This window comes from Saccharothrix stipae (assembly GCF_054781895.1).
Genome location: NZ_BAAGTN010000008.1, coordinates 535122 through 551783, shown reverse-complemented (window position 1 = coordinate 551783; position 16662 = coordinate 535122). Strand labels below are relative to the sequence as shown.

The 16662-nt window shown below is 70.7% G+C and carries 17 protein-coding genes; 4 read left to right on the top strand and 13 right to left on the bottom strand.

What is annotated here, in order from left to right; genetic code table 11:
* Positions 1-102: 102 nt before the first annotated feature.
* From dhaM to nucS, 11 genes are all read right to left on the bottom strand, one after another.
* Positions 103-762, bottom strand: coding sequence for a dihydroxyacetone kinase phosphoryl donor subunit DhaM (gene dhaM / locus ACYVLT_RS19335; protein ID WP_461121583.1), 660 nt, complete (start codon positions 760-762; stop codon positions 103-105).
* Positions 759-1388 carry a dihydroxyacetone kinase subunit DhaL gene (dhaL, locus tag ACYVLT_RS19330; protein ID WP_461121582.1) on the bottom strand — a complete coding sequence of 210 codons (630 nt, stop codon included), beginning with the start codon at positions 1386-1388 and terminating at the stop codon, positions 759-761. Before dhaL ends, dhaM begins: the two co-directional genes overlap by 4 nt.
* Positions 1388-2383, bottom strand: coding sequence for a dihydroxyacetone kinase subunit DhaK (gene dhaK / locus ACYVLT_RS19325; protein WP_461121581.1), 996 nt, complete (start codon positions 2381-2383; stop codon positions 1388-1390). The genes dhaL and dhaK overlap by 1 nt, the downstream gene beginning before the upstream one ends.
* Before the next feature lie 140 nt (positions 2384-2523).
* Positions 2524-4029 carry an aldehyde dehydrogenase family protein gene (locus ACYVLT_RS19320; protein WP_461121580.1) on the bottom strand — a complete coding sequence of 502 codons (1506 nt, stop codon included), beginning with the start codon at positions 4027-4029 and terminating at the stop codon, positions 2524-2526.
* Between the two features lie 80 nt (positions 4030-4109).
* Positions 4110-5105, bottom strand: a complete 996-nt coding sequence (locus tag ACYVLT_RS19315; protein ID WP_461121579.1) for a DUF3558 domain-containing protein — start codon at positions 5103-5105, stop codon at positions 4110-4112.
* A 297-nt stretch (positions 5106-5402) separates the two neighbouring features.
* Positions 5403-5645, bottom strand: coding sequence for a hypothetical protein (locus ACYVLT_RS19310; protein WP_461121578.1), 243 nt, complete (start codon positions 5643-5645; stop codon positions 5403-5405).
* A gap of 16 nt (positions 5646-5661) precedes the next feature.
* Complete coding sequence (locus ACYVLT_RS19305) at positions 5662-7344, bottom strand: sodium:solute symporter family protein (RefSeq protein WP_461121577.1); 1683 nt, start codon at positions 7342-7344, stop codon at positions 5662-5664.
* A gap of 134 nt (positions 7345-7478) precedes the next feature.
* A complete protein-coding gene (locus ACYVLT_RS19300; RefSeq protein ID WP_461121576.1) occupies positions 7479-7880 on the bottom strand; it encodes a hypothetical protein in 402 nt (133 codons plus the stop codon).
* Positions 7881-8052: 172 nt separating this feature from the next.
* A complete protein-coding gene (locus ACYVLT_RS19295; RefSeq protein ID WP_461121575.1) occupies positions 8053-8781 on the bottom strand; it encodes a hypothetical protein in 729 nt (242 codons plus the stop codon).
* Positions 8782-8798: 17 nt separating this feature from the next.
* Positions 8799-9620, bottom strand: coding sequence for a DUF5919 domain-containing protein (locus ACYVLT_RS19290; protein WP_461121574.1), 822 nt, complete (start codon positions 9618-9620; stop codon positions 8799-8801).
* Between the two features lie 120 nt (positions 9621-9740).
* Entirely contained in the window at positions 9741-10400 is a 660-nt protein-coding gene (gene nucS / locus ACYVLT_RS19285; RefSeq protein ID WP_461121573.1) for an endonuclease NucS, read from the bottom strand.
* 56 nt (positions 10401-10456) lie between these two features.
* Between nucS and ACYVLT_RS19280 the strand changes: the two genes are divergently transcribed.
* From ACYVLT_RS19280 to ACYVLT_RS19270, 3 genes are all read left to right on the top strand, one after another.
* Positions 10457-11887 (top strand): amino acid permease, encoded by a 1431-nt coding sequence (locus ACYVLT_RS19280; RefSeq protein ID WP_461121572.1) that lies wholly within the window; start codon positions 10457-10459, stop codon positions 11885-11887.
* 2 nt (positions 11888-11889) lie between these two features.
* Positions 11890-12426: an NUDIX domain-containing protein gene (locus tag ACYVLT_RS19275; protein WP_461121571.1), complete on the top strand. Its 537-nt coding sequence runs from the start codon at positions 11890-11892 to the stop codon at positions 12424-12426.
* A gap of 84 nt (positions 12427-12510) precedes the next feature.
* Positions 12511-12861, top strand: coding sequence for a DoxX family protein (locus tag ACYVLT_RS19270; protein WP_461121570.1), 351 nt, complete (start codon positions 12511-12513; stop codon positions 12859-12861).
* A 37-nt stretch (positions 12862-12898) separates the two neighbouring features.
* On the opposite strand, the gene ACYVLT_RS19265 is transcribed toward ACYVLT_RS19270, so the two are convergent.
* Positions 12899-13672 (bottom strand): enoyl-CoA hydratase-related protein, encoded by a 774-nt coding sequence (locus ACYVLT_RS19265; protein ID WP_461121569.1) that lies wholly within the window; start codon positions 13670-13672, stop codon positions 12899-12901.
* Between the two features lie 86 nt (positions 13673-13758).
* On the opposite strand from ACYVLT_RS19265, the gene ACYVLT_RS19260 reads away from it, so the two are divergent.
* A complete protein-coding gene (locus ACYVLT_RS19260; RefSeq protein WP_461121568.1) occupies positions 13759-14562 on the top strand; it encodes a hypothetical protein in 804 nt (267 codons plus the stop codon).
* Here ACYVLT_RS19260 and ACYVLT_RS19255 read toward each other — a convergent pair.
* Positions 14559-16550 carry a protein meaA gene (locus ACYVLT_RS19255; RefSeq protein WP_461121567.1) on the bottom strand — a complete coding sequence of 664 codons (1992 nt, stop codon included), beginning with the start codon at positions 16548-16550 and terminating at the stop codon, positions 14559-14561. The two genes, ACYVLT_RS19260 and ACYVLT_RS19255, sit on opposite strands and share 4 nt — an antisense overlap.
* Positions 16551-16662 lie beyond the last annotated feature (112 nt).

Here is a 16662-nt window from a genome sequence, read left to right as displayed (position 1 = left end):
TCGGTAACTTGACCGCGACTATCCCACGGCCGTCACGCGTCGTTCGCGTGAGCTTCACCATCGGTATCGAGCAAGTAATCGGTCCAGCGACGTCTCATCAGCTCATTCGTCGAACCGCCGCGCGGCCAGCTCCTCCACCCGTCGCACGGCTTCCGCCGCGTCCGCACCGGTGGCCACGACCTCGATCCGCGCACCGCCCGGCGCGCCCAGGCCCATCAACGCCAACACGCTCTTCGCGTCCGCCTCCTCGTCGCCGAACCGCACCACCACCGACGCGTCCAGCGAGTCCAACGCCCGCACCACCAACGCCGCCGGCCGCGCGTGCAGCCCGACCGAGTTGGTCAGCTCCACCCCCGCCCGCACCGCCTCCCCGACCGGAACGGACACCTCCGCCGACCGGGACCAGGCGGTACCCGCCGCCGCGGCCACCTCCGCCAACCCGGCGCCACCCTGCGCGCGAACGGCCGCCGCCACCGCGCCCTCGACCAACGGCGCGTCCATGACCACCACCGACCCCTCGGCCTCCTCGGCGGCCATGTCGGCGACCATCTTCGCGCTGCCCAGGTCGAACAGCACGACCACACCGGACCCGGAATCGGCCTTCCCGATCGCCTCGCCGACCGCCACGTAATCCGTGCCGAGGCCACCCGACCCGTCGCCACCGGACGGCACGATCGCCACCGACGGCGCCATCTGCCCGGCCAACTCCGCCACGCCCTCCGCCAACTGCCGGCTGTGCGACACCACCACGAGCCCGATCACCGCGCACGCCCCGCCAAGGTCCGCAGCAGCAACGCCGTCGAGCGCGCGCCCGGGTCCAGGTGCCCGGCGCTGCGCTCACCCAAGTAGGAGGCACGACCCTTGCGCGCCACCATCGGCACGGTCGAGTCGGCACCCATCTCGGCCCCGTCGGCCGCCGCCGCCAGCACCTCGGCCACCCCGCCACCGGTGGCCGCCACGGACTCCGCGGCCGCCACGGCGGGCGTGAGGGCGTCCACCATCGTCTTGTCCCCCACGGCGGCCTTGCCCCGCGCCACCACACCCTCCAACGCCGCGCGCAACGCCGCAGCCGCCGCCGCGCCGTCCACGACCGCCACATCACCAACCGAGGTGGCGGCACGCAGGAAAGCCGTCCCGTACAACGGCCCGGCCGCACCACCCACCGTGGAGATCAACGTCGTCGCCACCAACCGCAACACCCCGCCGGGCGACGACGGCACGTCGGCGTCCAACTTCGACACCAGCGCGGTGAACCCGCGGGCCATGTTCTCGCCGTGGTCGCCGTCCCCGATCTCCCGGTCGAGCCGGATCAGCTCTTCCCGGTGCTCGACCACCACCGCCGCCACCGCCCGCAACGCGTCCGCGACCGAGTCCGCCGTGCACGCCATCAGACGCCCCACCGCAGCGCCGCGGTGTGCACGGGCGCGTCCCACAACTCGACCATCTCGTCGTCCAACTTCAACAACGTCAAGCTCATGCCCTGCATCTCCAGACTCGTGATGTACGGGCCGACCAACCGCCGCTCCACCACCACTCCGCGCTCCGCCAACAACCGCTCCGCGATCCCGTGCGCCAAGTACAACTCGATCAGCGGCGTCCCGCCCATCGAGTTGGTGAACAGCAGCACCCGGTCGCCCTCGCCGAACGGCAGGTCCTCCAGGACCGGGTCGAGCAGCGCCCGCACCATCTCGTCCGCGGACCCCACCGGCACCCGCCGTCGTCCCGGCTCGCCGTGGATGCCGATGCCCAGCTCCATCTCGTCGTCGGCGAGCGTGAACGACGGCTCGCCCGCGTGCGGCACCGTGCAGGCGGCCAACGCCAGGCCCATCGACCGCACCCGCGACACGACCCGCCGCGCCAACGCCTCGCACCCGTCCAGGTCGACCCCGCGTTCCGCCGCCGCGCCGACGATCTTCTCCACCAGCACCGTCCCGCCGACACCACGCCGACCGGCCGTGTAGAGGGAGTCCTTGACGGCCACGTCGTCGTCGATCAGCACGGTCCGCACGTCCACGCCCTCGACCAGCTCCGCGGCCGTCTCGAAGTTCAGCACGTCGCCGGTGTAGTTCTTGACCAGCAGCAACGCCCCCGCGCCACCATCGGTGCGACCGACCGCCGCCGCCACCTGATCGGGTGTGGGCGAGGTGAACACCGCCCCGGGACAGGCCGCGTCGAGCATCCCCCGGCCGACGAACCCGCCGTGCAACGGCTCGTGCCCCGACCCGCCGCCGGAGATCACGGCCACCTTGCGCGCCACCGGGGCGTCCGCCCGCACCACCACCGCCGGGTCGTACTGGATGTCGAGCAGGTCGGCGTGCGCGAGCGCCATGCCCCGCAACGCGTCGACCACGACGGTCGCCGGATCGTTGATGATCTTCTTCACGGGTGACCTCCCGATCGACGCTGATCACCCCATTACTACCCCACCGCGAGCGTGCCGGAAAGCGGACGCGCGGCCTTGGAACCGCAGGTCAATGACCTGGAGTAGCGGAGGAACCCCTTAGCGTGGCCCGGGGCGGGTGATCAGCGGCCGTACAGGACGCGCACCAGCCGGACCACGTGCCGGATCGTCCGAGACCCGCGCTCGTACGTCATCGGGTTCAGCAACGCCCCGAACCGCTTCCGCGTCACCGAGTGCGCGTACGTGAACTCGCGCAGCCCGTCCTCCCCGTGGATGCGCCCGAACCCCGAATCCCCCACCCCGCCGAACGGCAACCCCGGCACCGACGCGTACGCCAGCACCGAGTTGATCGACACCATCCCGCACCGCAGCCGATCCGCCAGCTCCTCGCCCCGGTTGCGCGAGTACACCGACGCGCCCAGCCCGTACGCCGACGAGTTGGCCCGCCGGACCGCCTCGTCCGCGTCCGCGACCCGCGTCACCACCAGCGTCGGCCCGAACGTCTCCTCGGTCACCGCGGTCGACTCGTCCGGCACGTCCACCAGCACCACCGGCTCGACGTAAGGGGGCCTGATCGACTCCAGCCCACCCACCAACGCCCGCCCACCGCGCTCCAACGCGTCGGCCACGTGCGACTGGATCACGTCCACCTGCTTGGGCATGGTGATCGGTCCGAAGTGGGCGTCGGCCTCCCCACCGGGCCGCAGCTTCTTCGCCTTCTCCACCACCAGGCCGACGAACTCGTCGTACACCGCGTCCGCCACGTACACCCGCTCGACCCCGGCGCACGTCTGCCCGGAGTTGAAGATCCCGCCCCACACCGCGCCGTCCGCCGCCGCCTTCACGTCGGCGTCCTCCGCCACGATCAGCGGGTCCTTCCCGCCGCACTCCACCAGCACCGGCGTCAACGACGCCGCACACGCCGCCATCACCTTCTTGCCCGTCGCCGTCGAGCCGGTGAACGCCAGCTTGTCGACCCCGGAGGTGCACAGCGCCGCACCGGTCTCACCGAACCCGGTCACCACCTGCAGCACCGGGAACTCCGGCACCACCTCGCCGAACGTCGACGCCAGGAACACACCCACGCCCGGCGTGAGCTCCGACGGCTTGAACACCACCGCGTTGCCCGCGGCCAGCGCGTACGCGATCGAGCCCATCGGCGTGAACGCCGGGTAGTTCCACGGCCCGATCACGCCGACCACGCCCAGCGGCCGGTACTCCAGGGACGCCGCGTGGTTGTACATGAGCATCCCGGGCGAGACCTTGCGCTTGCCCAGCACCTTCGGCGCGTGCTTGGCCGCCCAGTGCAGGTGGTCGATGACCAGCGCCAACTCGGTCCTGGCGTCGTCGGCCGACTTGCCGGTCTCCGAGCTGATCAGGTGCTGGAACTCGTCCAGCCGCTTGAGCAGCAGCCTGCGCCACGCGTCCAGCCGGCCGCGCCTGCCGTCGAACCCGAGCCCGGCCCAGAACGCCGACGCCTCCCGCGCCACCCGCACGGCCTCGCGGACGTCGTCCTCCGACGCCACCGCGTGGTGGGCGATGACCTCGCCCGTGCGGGGGTCGAGCGAGGCGAACCGCCGCTGCTCGTCGTCGGCCCGCGCAGGAGTGGTGGGAGCGGTCTGCGTCATCGAGCCCTCCAAGCACAAAGCACGAACGCGGGGGTGTTACTGAACAGTAACGGGTAACGGGGGGTGATGTCAGCCCCCGTTCAGCCCTTCGGGATCTTGCCGACCACCGTCTTGGCGAAGGTCAGGGCCGTGGCGCAGCGGTCGAACCCGGAGTCCTTCGGCCCGGCCGACTTGACCTCGACCAGCTCGCCCTCGTCGTCCGTGCCGACCAGCTGCACCCACTTGACCTCGCACGACGGGAACGAGGTGGTGGTGGCCACCTGGTAGGCGGTGACGCCACCACCGAGGTCGACCTCGGTCTGCCCGTCGTCGAACTCGCGGTCGTCGGGGATGAACGACTCACGGAACGCCAGGCTCAGCTCCCGGTCGTTGCCCACCCACGCGCAGTTGTGCAGCCCGTACGGATACGTTCGGTAATCGGCGCCGGCACCCGCGTCCACCGCCGCCTTGTCCGGCAGCGCGCACGGGTCGAGCGTGATCAGCGAGCCCTTCGCGGGCGAGCGGGTCGCCGACCGCTCCTTGACCTGCTTGACCACCGACTCGGCCACCTCGCGGCCCGGCGCGCACGCGTCGCCGTCCTCGTAGCCGATCTGCACGGTGATGCCGAGGCCGGGCTCCTCCTGCGTGATCACCGAGACGAAGCAGGCGCTGTTCTCCAGCACCTGCTCGTAGCTGCGCAGGCCGGCGAGCTGCTTGTCGGCCTTCTTCAGCTCGCTGGTCATGGTCTGGCCGATCTCGACGGTGACCGCGAGGTCCTTGCCGTTCTTGTCCTTCATGAAGTTCGAGCACCGGCTGAACCCGCTGCGCGACCGGTCGCCGGGCGTGCCGAGCCGCTTCAGCACGTCCTCGTCCAGCAGCTCGCACGGGTCGGTCAGCCGCATCTTGTCCGCGGCGAACGCCGGGTCGACCGGCTGCCCGGCCGCGGGCGGCGGGGTCCGGGTCGTCCCGCTCGGGTCGGAGACGTTCTCGGCGTCGGCCGGGATCGTGGTGCGCGGGAACTTCTGCTTGGCCAGATCCGTCCCGGCGCAGCCGGCCAGCAGCAGGATCAGGCTCAACAGGGCGACGAGGCGGGGCACGAGTGCACGGTAGCGACCGCTTGCGCCATTCGTGGCACGAACCCTGTGTCCGTGCTCACGACTCCACCCGTGTGTCCGCCCTCACGACGCCCTTCGGGAACGATTCAGAACATCGACGCGCTGTACGGAGCGAGCCCCGCAGAACCCCTGCGGAGCACCCGGAGAACCGAACCAACGAGAGGAACACCGAATGCGCACCCGCGTCCGACGCGCCGTCCGCTGGCTCGACACCTGGACGGTCGAGGCGTTCAACCCGGTCTACCCGAGGCGCTGACCACCCGCGTCAACTCCCCGGCGTCAACTCCCCGAGGCCTCCGCGTCGGGCACCACGACCGGCCGCAGCGTCGCCCAAGCGGCGAACACCGCGGACAGCGCGAGCATGCCCACGCCGGACCACAGGTTGATGTTGAGCCCGTCCGCCTTGGCCAGGTCGGCCTCGTCGGTGAAGCCGAGCCCGACCACCAGCAGCACCACGCCGTAGATGGCGAACAGCACCGCGATCACCAGTCGCAGGTCGAACAGACCGGCCTTGTGCGCCACGACGACCTACCTCCCCTCAGCCGAAGATGATGTTGAGCACGGCGGTCAGCGCCAGCACGCCGATGCCCAGCAGCACGGGCGACCGGTACCACCCGGCGTCGTCGCCGGTGGTGGAGTGCTTGCGGTCCTCCTTGGGAGTCAGGCTGTACACCAGCCCGACCAGCCGCTCCTCCGGCACCGGCCGGGTGAACACGGTCACCACCACGCTGACCACGATGTCCACCGCGAACGCGACACCCGCGCCCAGGAAGCTCGCGCCCTGGCCGGGCAGGTCGAGCACGCCGACCTCGGCCAGCACGAACACCGCCACCGCGCCGAGCGTGCCCGCGACCAGGCCCGCCCAACCGGCCGCCGCCGACATCCGCTTCCAGAACATGGCCAGGATGAACGTGGCGAACAGCGGCGCGTTGAAGAACGAGAACAGCGCCTGGATGTAGTCCATGATGTTGCCGTAACCGGCCGCCAGGAACGCGGTGCCGATCGCGACCACCGTGCCGCCGATCGTGGCCAACCGGCCGACCCGCAGGTAGTACTCGTCCGGCCGGTCCTTGCGCACGTAGTCCTGCCACAGGTCGTACGTGAACACCGTGTTGAACGACGACACGTTCGCCGCGACACCCGCCATGAACGACGCCAGCAGACCGGTGATCGCGATGCCCAGCATGCCGTTGGGCAGCAGTTCGCCGATCAACGCGGGCAGCGCGTTGTTGTAGACGACGCCGCTCTCCTCGCCGGCCTTGAGCGCGACCATCTCCGGCACGACCAGCGCGGCGATGATGCCCGGGATGATGATCACGAACGGGATCAGCATCTTGGGGTACGCGCCGATGATGGGCGTGCGCCGGGCGGCCGACATGCTCTTGGCCGACAGCGCGCGCTGCACCTCGGCGAAGTTCGTCGTCCAGTACCCGAACGACAGCACGAACCCGAGCCCGAACACGATGCCGATCACGCTGAGCACCGGGTTCTGGATGCCGGTCAGCTCGGTCGCGGGCCACGCCGACAGCTGCTCCGCCCCGCCCGGTCCGCCGGTGACCTTCTCCACCAGCCCGTCCCACCCGCCGACCCGGTGCAGGCCGACGATGGTCAGCGGCAGCAGCGCGGCGACGATCACGAAGAACTGCAGCACCTCGTTGTAGATCGCCGCCGAAAGCCCGCCCAGCGCCGTGTACGTCAGCACGATCGCGGCGGCGATGACCACGGAGAGCGGGATCGGCCAGCCGAGCATGAGGTTGAGCAGGAACGCCAGCGCGTACAGGTTCACGCCCGCGATCAGCACCTGCGCGACGGCGAAGCTGATCGCGTTGACCAGGTGCGCGCCCTTGCCGAAGCGGCGGCGCAGGAACTCCGGGACGCTGCGGACCTTCGAGCCGTAGTAGAACGGCATCATCACCAGGCCGAGGAACACCATGGCCGGGATCGCGCCGATCCAGTAGTAGTGCACCGTCGCCATGCCGTACTGCGCGCCGTTGGCCGCCATGCCGAGCAGCTCGATCGCGCCGAGGTTGGCGGAGATGAACGCCAGGCCCGTCACCCACGCGGGCAGCGAGCGGCCGGAGAGCAGGAAGTCCAAACTGGACGAAACGGATCGGCGGGCCAGGAACCCGATGCCGAGGACGAACACGAAGTAGACCGCCAGCAGGGTGTAGTCCAACGGACCGGCGTCCAGCCGAAGATCCACCTGGGCCAGTACGGGCACCTCCGCCCACCTCCCTGATCGCACAACCCCGAACACCACCGCGCACTACCGCACAACCGATCAAGCCGACGGTAGTGCACCCCGGCGCGCTCCGCCGGTTTGAACTACCCCGGGCTAAACCTCAGGTGGGGGCGTCAGCGGGTGAGGACGAACGGCGTCTCGGCGTAGACCGGTCCGGAGGTGGCGCCGATGGTGAACTGCGTGCCGGGGGCGGAATCGCCGAACGAATCGGGCACGCGCACCGCGACCTCGGCGAACCGCCCGACCGCGTCCGCGGTGGTGTCGCCGACCCGCCGGCCGTGGAAGGTGAACACCACTCGACCGTGTGCGGGATAGCCCTCGCCGCTGAGCCGGACCTCGGCGCCGGCGTGACCGGAGAGGGGGTGTGCCGCGAGGTGCGCGGCGGGAACCGCGGCGGCGGTGGAGCTCAACGCCGTGACGGCGATCAACGGCAGGGGCGTCTGCGCCGCGCAGCCCGCCACCACCAGGGGAACCAGCAGAACCAGGAGCGGTGGACCGGGTCTTCGTCTTCGCACCGCGCGCCTCCCAGGCCCGTCGACGGGGGAAGTCAGCGTATATCGCGAAATCCGGCCTGCCACGCACCCGAACGGCTTACCGCCGACCCGCAAAATGCGGACAACCACACCATCCCGCAACGGCACATCACCGGCCCGACCCCGACAGGAATCGGGTCGAGGGACCGGTGGATCAGCCCAGCATCGGCAGGAACTGGTCGTAGAAACCGGTCTTCAGCTCCAGGATCTCCGTCTCGACGCGCTTGAAGGCATCCCAGGCCGCCGGGGAGTCCGCCAGCTGCGACAGGCGCATGCCCAACTTGTCGGAGTGCGTCAACGACAACGGTGACGCGTCCGCCAACGGGTGGGTCTTCGCGTCGTGCTTGTAGTGCGGGTAGTAGAACGTGGAGCGGTTCTCGCCGTCCACGACCAGTCGCCGCGCGATCCGGGGCCACATCCGGCCGTACTCGACGGAGACCAGCACCTCGCCCCAGAACCGGAGGACGGTCACCAACTCCAGGTTCGCGAGTTCGGCCGCGCCCGCGTCCAGGATCAGCGACCAGGTGTCCTTGTTGGTCTTCTCGGTGACCTCGGTCGGTCGGGACTCCACGAACTGCCGCCACGTCACCCCGAGACCGAGGAGGTCGGTCTTCATGTCCTCCCGGTGCGATGGCGTCAGGGCTTCGCCGCGGTCGTGCGGGTACTCCTCGCGAATGATGACCCGGGCGATCTCGACCGCCCTCTCGTCGGTGAGCAGGTCGATCGCCAGGTCGTAGGCGCTGGTGAACGTGTGCGAGACGAAACGTCGCTGCAACAGGACGGCGTGGAAGTCCTGCTCGGGGAGGTCGTCCATCGCCGCCAGCACCGGGTGCGACCGGAAGCGTTCGATCAACTCGTCCTCGAAATGGTCCAGCTCTTTCACGGCGAACACCTTTCGCGCTAGGGGTAGAGGTCGTGCTGCCAGTTCCCGGGGTCGATGTCGCGCCCGATTTCCCACAACGTGTCGAGTTCCTGCTGGATCTGCCGCCCCAGCACGGTGGCGGTTCCCTCGATCCGGAACTGCGGCGACCGGATGGCGAGCTGCCGGTGCAGGAACATACCCACGAGGTAGCGCTCGTCCGCGCGGTACACCGACACCGAAGGCAGCGAGTTGTAGAGCCGGACCCGCAGCTTGGCCCGGTCGGGCCGATCAAGACCGGCGTGCATCGCACCCAGGACGTTCAGGCAATCCACGATGCCCTTGCGCACCGGCTCGCCGACACGCTCGACACCGCGCTCCCGGAGTGCCCGACCGCGCAGGTCGACCGCGTTGGACTCCGGGTGCAGCAACAGGATCCGCACCTCCGCACCCTGCTTGACGGCGCGTTCGAGATCACCGCGCAGGTCATCGAGGTTGGGTATCCAGGTGTTCAGGATCGTCACCTGCTTGGCACCGTCGACGTACCTGCCGAACAGCTGGTCGCTGAAATCGTCGTGCACTTCGGTGAGACCCGCGTAATGCTTTTCCCGCAATGTCGCGGCGAGGCCGTCGATGTCGAGCTTGGCGAGTGACGCCTCGATCTGGTCGAACTTGTGGAAGCGTTGCACCTCGAACAGCAGGAAAGCCGTGATCAGTCCCAAGAGGACCAGCGTCGCCTTGGCGACGACACCGCCCTTGTCGTCGAACAGGCCCACCGTGTCTCCGACCGTGATCGCGATGGTCGCCACGATCATCGCGGTGAGCGTCCAGCGCTCGGCTCGACGCTTTAAGTCGACTGGCATGTCGCCCTCACTCTCTGCACGATCGCATAGTACGGATCATGGCGTCGCTTTGGGTGCGCCCTACCCAAAACGCGATGAGGTACGAAAAATGCGGATTTGTGCCGCTCGGTGTGGAATCGCCTAGAACAGGCGGAACTCATCGGATTCGATGCCGCGCAGGGCGTCGTAGTCCAGCACGACGCAGCGGATGCCGCGGTCCTCGGCCAGGGTGCGGGCCTGGGGCTTGATCTGCTGTGCGGCGAACACGCCGCGCACCGGCGCCAGCAACGGGTCGCGGTTGAGCAGTTCCAGGTAGCGGGTCAGCTGTTCGACGCCGTCGATCTCGCCGCGGCGCTTGATCTCGACCGCGACGGACTTGCCCGACGCGTCCCGGCACATCAGGTCGACCGGGCCGATCGGGGTGGGGAACTCGCGGCGGACCAGGGTCCAGCCGTCGCCGAGCGTGGTGACGTGCTCGGCCAGCAGCTTCTGGAGGTCGGCCTCCACGCCGTCCTTGACCAGGCCGGGTTCCAGGCCCAGCTCGTGCTTGGAGTCGTGCAGCACCTCGGCCAGGCTGATGATCAGCTTCTCGCCCGCCTTGTTCTGCACGACCCACACGTCCGGGTCCTCGATCAGCCAGCACGGCGGGCTCATCCAGTTCAGCGGCTTGTACGCGCGGTCGTCGGAGTGGATCGACACCGAGCCGTCCGCCTTGATCAGCAGCAGCCTCTGCGCCATCGGCAGATGGGCGGTGAGGCGTCCGACGTAGTCGACCTGGCAGCGAGCGATGACGAGGCGCACGGCCGACAGGCTACGGGGTGCGGGCCCCGATCCACCGGCAGGTACCGTCGGCCGACGTGTCACCGCTGCGGCAGCTCCTGCGCACCAAGCCCGTCGACCTCCTCACCGACGAGAGCGCGCGCACGTCGCTGCGCCGCAGCCTCGGCCTGGTCCCGCTGGTCTCCCTGTCGGTGGGCGCGACGCTGGGCACGGGGATCTTCGTGGTGCTCGGCCACGCCGCGCCGGTGGCCGGTCCGGCGGTCACCGTGTCGTTCGCGGTGGCGGCGTTGGCCGCGTTGTTCTCCGCGCTGTCCTACGCCGAGCTGGCGGGCGCGGTGCCGGTGTCCGGGTCGGCCTACTCCTACGCCTACGCCACGCTCGGCGAGCTGGTCGCGTGGGTGTGCGGGTGGTGCCTGCTGCTGGAGTACGGCGTGTCGGTGGCGGCGGTCGCGGTCGGCTGGAGCGGCTACCTCAACGCGTTCCTCGACGCCACGCTCGGGTTCCAACTGCCGGCGGCGCTGTCCGGTGACGTGGTGAACCTGCCCGCGGCGGTGGTCGTGCTGCTGGCCTCGGCCGTGCTGCTGGGCGGGGTGCGGGAGAGCGCCGCGGTCACCACGGTGACGACGCTGCTCAAGGTGGCGGTGCTGGTGTTCTTCGTGGTGGTGGCGGTGTTCGGGTTCCAGAGCGGGAACCTGGCGCCGTTCGCCCCGGCCGGGGTCGCGGGCGTCACGGGTGCGGCGTCGCTGGTGTTCTTCTCGTTCATCGGGTTCGACGCCGCGTCCACGGCCGGTGAGGAGGCGCGCAACCCGCAGCGCGACCTGCCGCGGGCCATCGTGATCTCGCTGGTGATCGTCACGGTCGTCTACGTGCTGGTGGCGTTCACCGCCGTCGGCGCGGTGGGCGTGGACGCGCTGGCCGGTTCGGACGCCTCGCTCGCCGCGGTCCTGCAACGGGTGACCGGCGCGGGGTGGCCCGCGACCGTGCTGTCGGCGGGCGCGGTGATCGCGATCGCGTCCGTGGTGCTGACCGTCCTCTACGGACAGACGCGGGTGCTGGTCGCGATGGCCCGGGACGGCCTGGTGCCGCGGGTGTTCGCCCGGGTCGGCGCGAAGCGGGTGCCGACGGTGAACACGGTGCTGGTCGGCGTGGTGGTCGCGGCGCTGGCCGCGCTGGTGCCGCTCGGGCAGTTGGCCGAGGCCACGAGCATCGGCACGCTCGTGGCGTTCAGCCTGGTCAACGTGGGTGTGCTGGTGTTGCGGCGCACCCGGCCGGACCTGCCGCGCGGTTTCCGCACGCCGTGGGTGCCGGTGGTGCCGCTGCTCGGCCTGGGCATGTGCGCGCTGTTGGTGGCGGGCCTGGCGCCCGCCACGTGGTCGGCCTTCGGCATCTGGTCGGCCGCGGGTTTGGTGGTGTACTTCGCCTACGGGCGGCGTCGATCGGAACTGGCCCGGTCGCGATCCGGCCCGGGATCGTCGGCGCAGGGACAACCGGCACAGGGAGAAGAGTGATCGTGGAAACCCTCGGATCGCGTGAGGTGTACGCGAACCAGTGGATGGTGGTCCGGGAGGACGCCATCGGGCGGGCGGACGGGACCACCGGGATCTACGGCGTGGTCGACAAGCCCGACTTCGCGCTGGTGATCCCCATGGACGGCGAACGGCTGCGGCTCGTCGAGCAGTACCGCTACCCGTTGGGGATGCGGCGCTGGGAGTTCCCGCAGGGCACCGCGCCGGAACGCGCCGACGCGGACCCGGTGGCGCTGGCCGAGCGCGAGTTGCGGGAGGAGACCGGGCTGCGGGCGGGTCGGCTGGTGCAGCTGGGCGTGCTGGACGTCGCGCCGGGCATGTCGAGCCAACGCGGCCGGGTGTTCCTGGCCACCGAGCTCAGCGAGGGTTTCCACGAGCGCGAGCACGAGGAGCAGGACATGCGCTCGGCGTGGTTCCCACGAGCCGAGTTCGAGGCGATGGTCGCGCGCGGCGAGATCACCGACGCCCAGTCGATCGCCGCGTACACGCTCCTGCTGCTGCACGAGCACGCGCAGCCCTAGAGCGCGGCGGTCACCTCCCGCGCGGTCCGCACGTCGGGTGAGTAGGCGTCCGCCTGCTCACCGCACGTCCGTTCGGAGGGGTCGATGTCCACCGCGCACGTCCTCGTCACCGTCCTCGCGATCCTGGCCAACGGCGGTTTCGCCGTCGCCGACCTCCTGCGGGCGGACTTCGTCATGGCGAACTCGGCCGCGGTCGACGTGCCGCCGTCGTGGGTGCCCGCGCTGGGCGCGGTGAAAGGCGCCGGCGCGGTCGGTCTGCTCCTCGGTCTGTTCGGGGCGCACGTCATCGGGATCGCGGCGGCGATCGGGCTGGTGGCGTTCTTCGTGGGCGCGATCGTCGCCCACGCGCGGGCAGGGGCTTGGCGCACCGTCACGTTCCCCGGCGCGTTCCTCGCCCTCGCCGTCGGCTCCCTGGTGCTGGACCTGGCCCGCTAGCCGGGACGGTCAGTCGACCACCGTCAGTCGGCCACCGTCAGTCGGTCCAGACGGCCGCGCGCTTCTCCAGGAACGCCGACATGCCCTCCTTGGCCGCCGGGGTCTGCGACGCCGCCGCCATCACCTCCACCGCGATGGCGTAGGCGTCGGCCTCCGGCCGGTCGAGCTGGGCGTAGATCGTCTGCTTGCCCAACGCCTTGCTCGCCCGGCTGCCGCGGGTAGCCCGGCGCATCAGGTCGTCCACCGCGTCGTCCAGCTCGGCCAGCGGCACGACGCGGTTCACCAGGCCCCACTGCTCGGCCGTGCGCGCGTCCACCGGGTCGCCGGTCAGCGCCAGCTCCATCAACCGCTTGCGCCCCACCGCACGGGCCACCGGCACCGCCGGCGTGTGGCAGAACCAGCCGCCCTTGCCGCCGGGCAGGGCGAACCCGGCCTCCTCGGCCGCCACCGCCAGGTCGCACGAGGCGACCAGCTGGCAGCCCGCCGCCGTGGCCAGGCCGTGCACGCGCGCGATGACCACCTGCGGCACGGACTCGATGGTGCGCATCAGGTCCGTGCACAGCGTCAGCAGTTCGCGCACGCCCTCCAGGTCGCGGGCGGCCACGTCGGCGAGGTCGTGCCCGGCGGAGAACACCGGCCCCTCGCCCGCGAGCACCACACCCACCGCGTCGGACGCGGCGACCTCGTGGAACGCGGTCAACAACTCCGCCAGGTGCTCGGCGGACAGCGAGTTGCGCCGTGCGGCGCGGTCCATGGTGATCCGCACGACGTCATCCGTGCGGTCGACGCGGATGTGCTGGTAATCGGCCATGGTGCGACCGTAACCGGCCGGACAACCGCTTGCCGGTCCGCCACCGTCAAGTGGGTATGAGACCTCTTCCCGCAACGCTCGTCCTGGTGGCACTGCTGGCGGGGTGCGCGGTGGACGCCGCGCCGCCGCAGGCCGGGCCCGACCCGTCGCCCGCGCCGGCCACCGCGGCCACCCCCACCGGACCGGTCGACTTCCCGCTGGTGGCGGACGGCCCCCGGCCCGTCGTGCTGATCGGCTCGCCGCGCAAGCCCATCGAGAACGCGCCCGGTGAGAAGGAGAAGATGCTCGCGATCGGGGCGAACAGCGGCCGGTACGCGTTCACCGGCGTCGAGCCGCCCACACCGGGACCGACGTCGGTGCCGCTGCCCGACGGTCCGGCGACGCTGCCCCTGGTCGGTGTCCGCGAGGTGGTGGCCGCCATGTCGGCGGGCGGCCGTGAGGGCGCGCCGCTGGAGCTGGTGAGCGCGGAGCCGGGCACGGCGGAGTACCTGACCGACCGGGGCCCGGTGGAGCTGCCCGTGTGGCGGTTCCGGACGGTGTTCGGCAGCACGTGGGCGTGGCCCGCCCTCCCACCGAGCGCGTTCTGGCGGCTCGGCGAGGTCGACTACGCGCGGCAGGCCACCACCTCGGACTGGGTGGAGCTGGAGGTGCCGTTCCACGCGTCCCCAGCGTGCCCCGGCGAGGAGCCGGTCGTGATGGAACCGGTGGTCACCGAGGGCATGACGTCGGTGGTGGTCGGGCTGCGGAGGGTCGGTGGTGGCCTCGGCAACTGCATGCGCGCCCTGCTGCAGCCGACCGAGACCTACACCGTGAAGCTGAAGGAACCCCTGGGCACGCGGGTGTTGGTGGACGAGGAGGAGCGCGTCTTCGACGTGACGATCCGCCGCTAGAGCCCGTTCCCCTCGCGCACCACGGTCACGATCTCGTCCATGATCTGGGTCAGCTCGTAGTCCTTGGGCGTGAACACGCGGGCCACGCCGCGCTTGCGCAGTTCGGCGGCGTCGTCGGGCGGGACGATCCCGCCGACGATGACCGGCACGTCGCCCGCCCCGGCCGCGCGCAACCCGTCGACCACGGCGGGCACGACCTCCAGGTGCGAGCCGGACAGGATCGACAGGCCCACCACGTGCACGTCCTCCTGCACGGCGGCGGCGACGATCTGCGCGGGCGTCAGCCGGATGCCCTGGTACACCACCTCGAAACCGACGTCGCGGGCCCGCACGGCGACCTGCTCGGCGCCGTTGGAGTGGCCGTCGAGGCCCGGCTTGCCGACCAGGATCCGCAGCCGCTCCCCCAACTCCTCGCCGGTCGCCCGCACGCGCTCGCGCACGCGGGCGATCTCCGCGCCCGCCTCGCCGGACGCCGACGCGGCGGAAACCCCCGTAGGCGCGCGGTACTCGCCGAACGTCTCGCGCAACGCCTGCGACCACTCACCCGTCGTGACGCCCGCGCGGGCGCACGCGATGGTCACCTCCACCAGGTTCTGGTCCGTCTTCGCCGCCGCACGCAGGTCGTCCAGGGCGGTCTTCACCGACGCGTCGTCCCGCGAGGCCTTCCACGCCCGGATCGCCTCGACCGCGTGCTGCTCGACGATCGGGTCGATCTGCTCGATCGCGTTCGCGCCCTCGGCCTGCAACGGCGACGGCTCGGTGGTGGCGAACTTGTTCACGCCCACCACGACGTCCTCACCGGACTCGACCCGGCGACGCCGATCCGCCAGCGACGACACCAGCGCCGACTTCATGTACCCGGACTCCACGGCCGCGACCGCACCACCCATCGCCTGCACGCGGTCGATCTCGGCCCGCGCGCCCTCGACGAGCTCGTCCACCTTGGCCTGCACGACGTGCGAGCCCTCGAAGATGTCCTGGTACTCCAACAGGTCCGTCTCGTAGGCCAGCACCTGCTGCATCCGCAGCGCCCACTGCTGGTCCCACGGCCGGGGCAGGCCGAGCGCCTCGTTCCACGCCGGCAGCTGGATCGCGCGGGCCCGGGCGTCCCGGGACAGCGTCACGGCCAGCATCTCCAGCACGATCCGCTGCACGTTGTTCTCCGGCTGCGCCTCGGTCAGCCCGAGCGAGTTCACCTGCACGCCGTAGCGGAACCGGCGGTGCTTGGCGTCGACGATGCCGTACCGGTCGCGGGTGATCTCGTCCCACAGCCGGACGAACGCCCGCATCTTGCACATCTCCTCGACGAACCGCACGCCGGCGTTGACGAAGAAGGACATGCGGGCGACGACCTCGCCGCGCCGTTCCTCGGGCACCTGGCCGGAGTCGAACACCGAGTCCAGCACCGCGATCGCGGTGGACAGCGAGTAGGCGATCTCCTGCACGGGCGACGCGCCCGCCTCCTGGAGGTGGTACGAGCAGATGTTGATCGGGTTCCACTTCGGCACGTTCGACACGGTCCACGCGACCATGTCGGTGATCAGCCGCAGGCTCGGCCCGGGCGGGAACACGTACGTGCCGCGGGACAGGTACTCCTTGATGATGTCGTTCTGCGTGGTGCCGGCGAGGGTCGCGCGGTCCGCGCCGTGCTCCTCGGCCACGCTCACGTACAGCGCGAGCAGCCACATGGCCGTCGCGTTGATGGTCATGGACGTGTTCGCCTCGCCCATCGGGATGCCGTCGAACAGCTGACGCATGTCACCGATGTGGCTGATCGGCACGCCGACCTTGCCGACCTCGCCCCTGGCCAGCTCGTCGTCCGGGTCGTAGCCGGTCTGCGTGGGCAGGTCGAACGCCACGGACAGGCCCGTCTGGCCCTTGGCCAGGTTGCGGCGGTACAGCGCGTTGGAGGCGGTGGCGCTGGAGTGACCCGCGTAGGTCCGCATCACCCACGGACGGTCGCGCTCTCGGTCGGCCGGGTACGGCACGGCAACCTCCTGTGTCTCATTGCCGCTGCTCCGCAGACGGCGGGCGAGGTCGCCTGGAAAGTCGGCCGCTCACGACCTCGTCGTCGTCCCCGTAGCGTACTGACGAGTAACC

Bases quoted from the DNA above. Each gene is read 5' to 3' on its own strand.
- dhaL (WP_461121582.1), bottom strand. From the start codon at position 1,388: ATGGCGTGCACGGCGGACTCGGTCGCGGACGCGTTGCGGGCGGTGGCG.
- ACYVLT_RS19320 (WP_461121580.1), bottom strand. From the start codon at position 4,029: ATGACGCAGACCGCTCCCACCACTCCTGCGCGGGCCGACGACGAGCAG.
- ACYVLT_RS19290 (WP_461121574.1), bottom strand. From the start codon at position 9,620: ATGCCAGTCGACTTAAAGCGTCGAGCCGAGCGCTGGACGCTCACCGCG.
- ACYVLT_RS19270 (WP_461121570.1), top strand. From the start codon at position 12,511: ATGTCCACCGCGCACGTCCTCGTCACCGTCCTCGCGATCCTGGCCAAC.
- ACYVLT_RS19265 (WP_461121569.1), bottom strand. From the start codon at position 13,672: ATGGCCGATTACCAGCACATCCGCGTCGACCGCACGGATGACGTCGTG.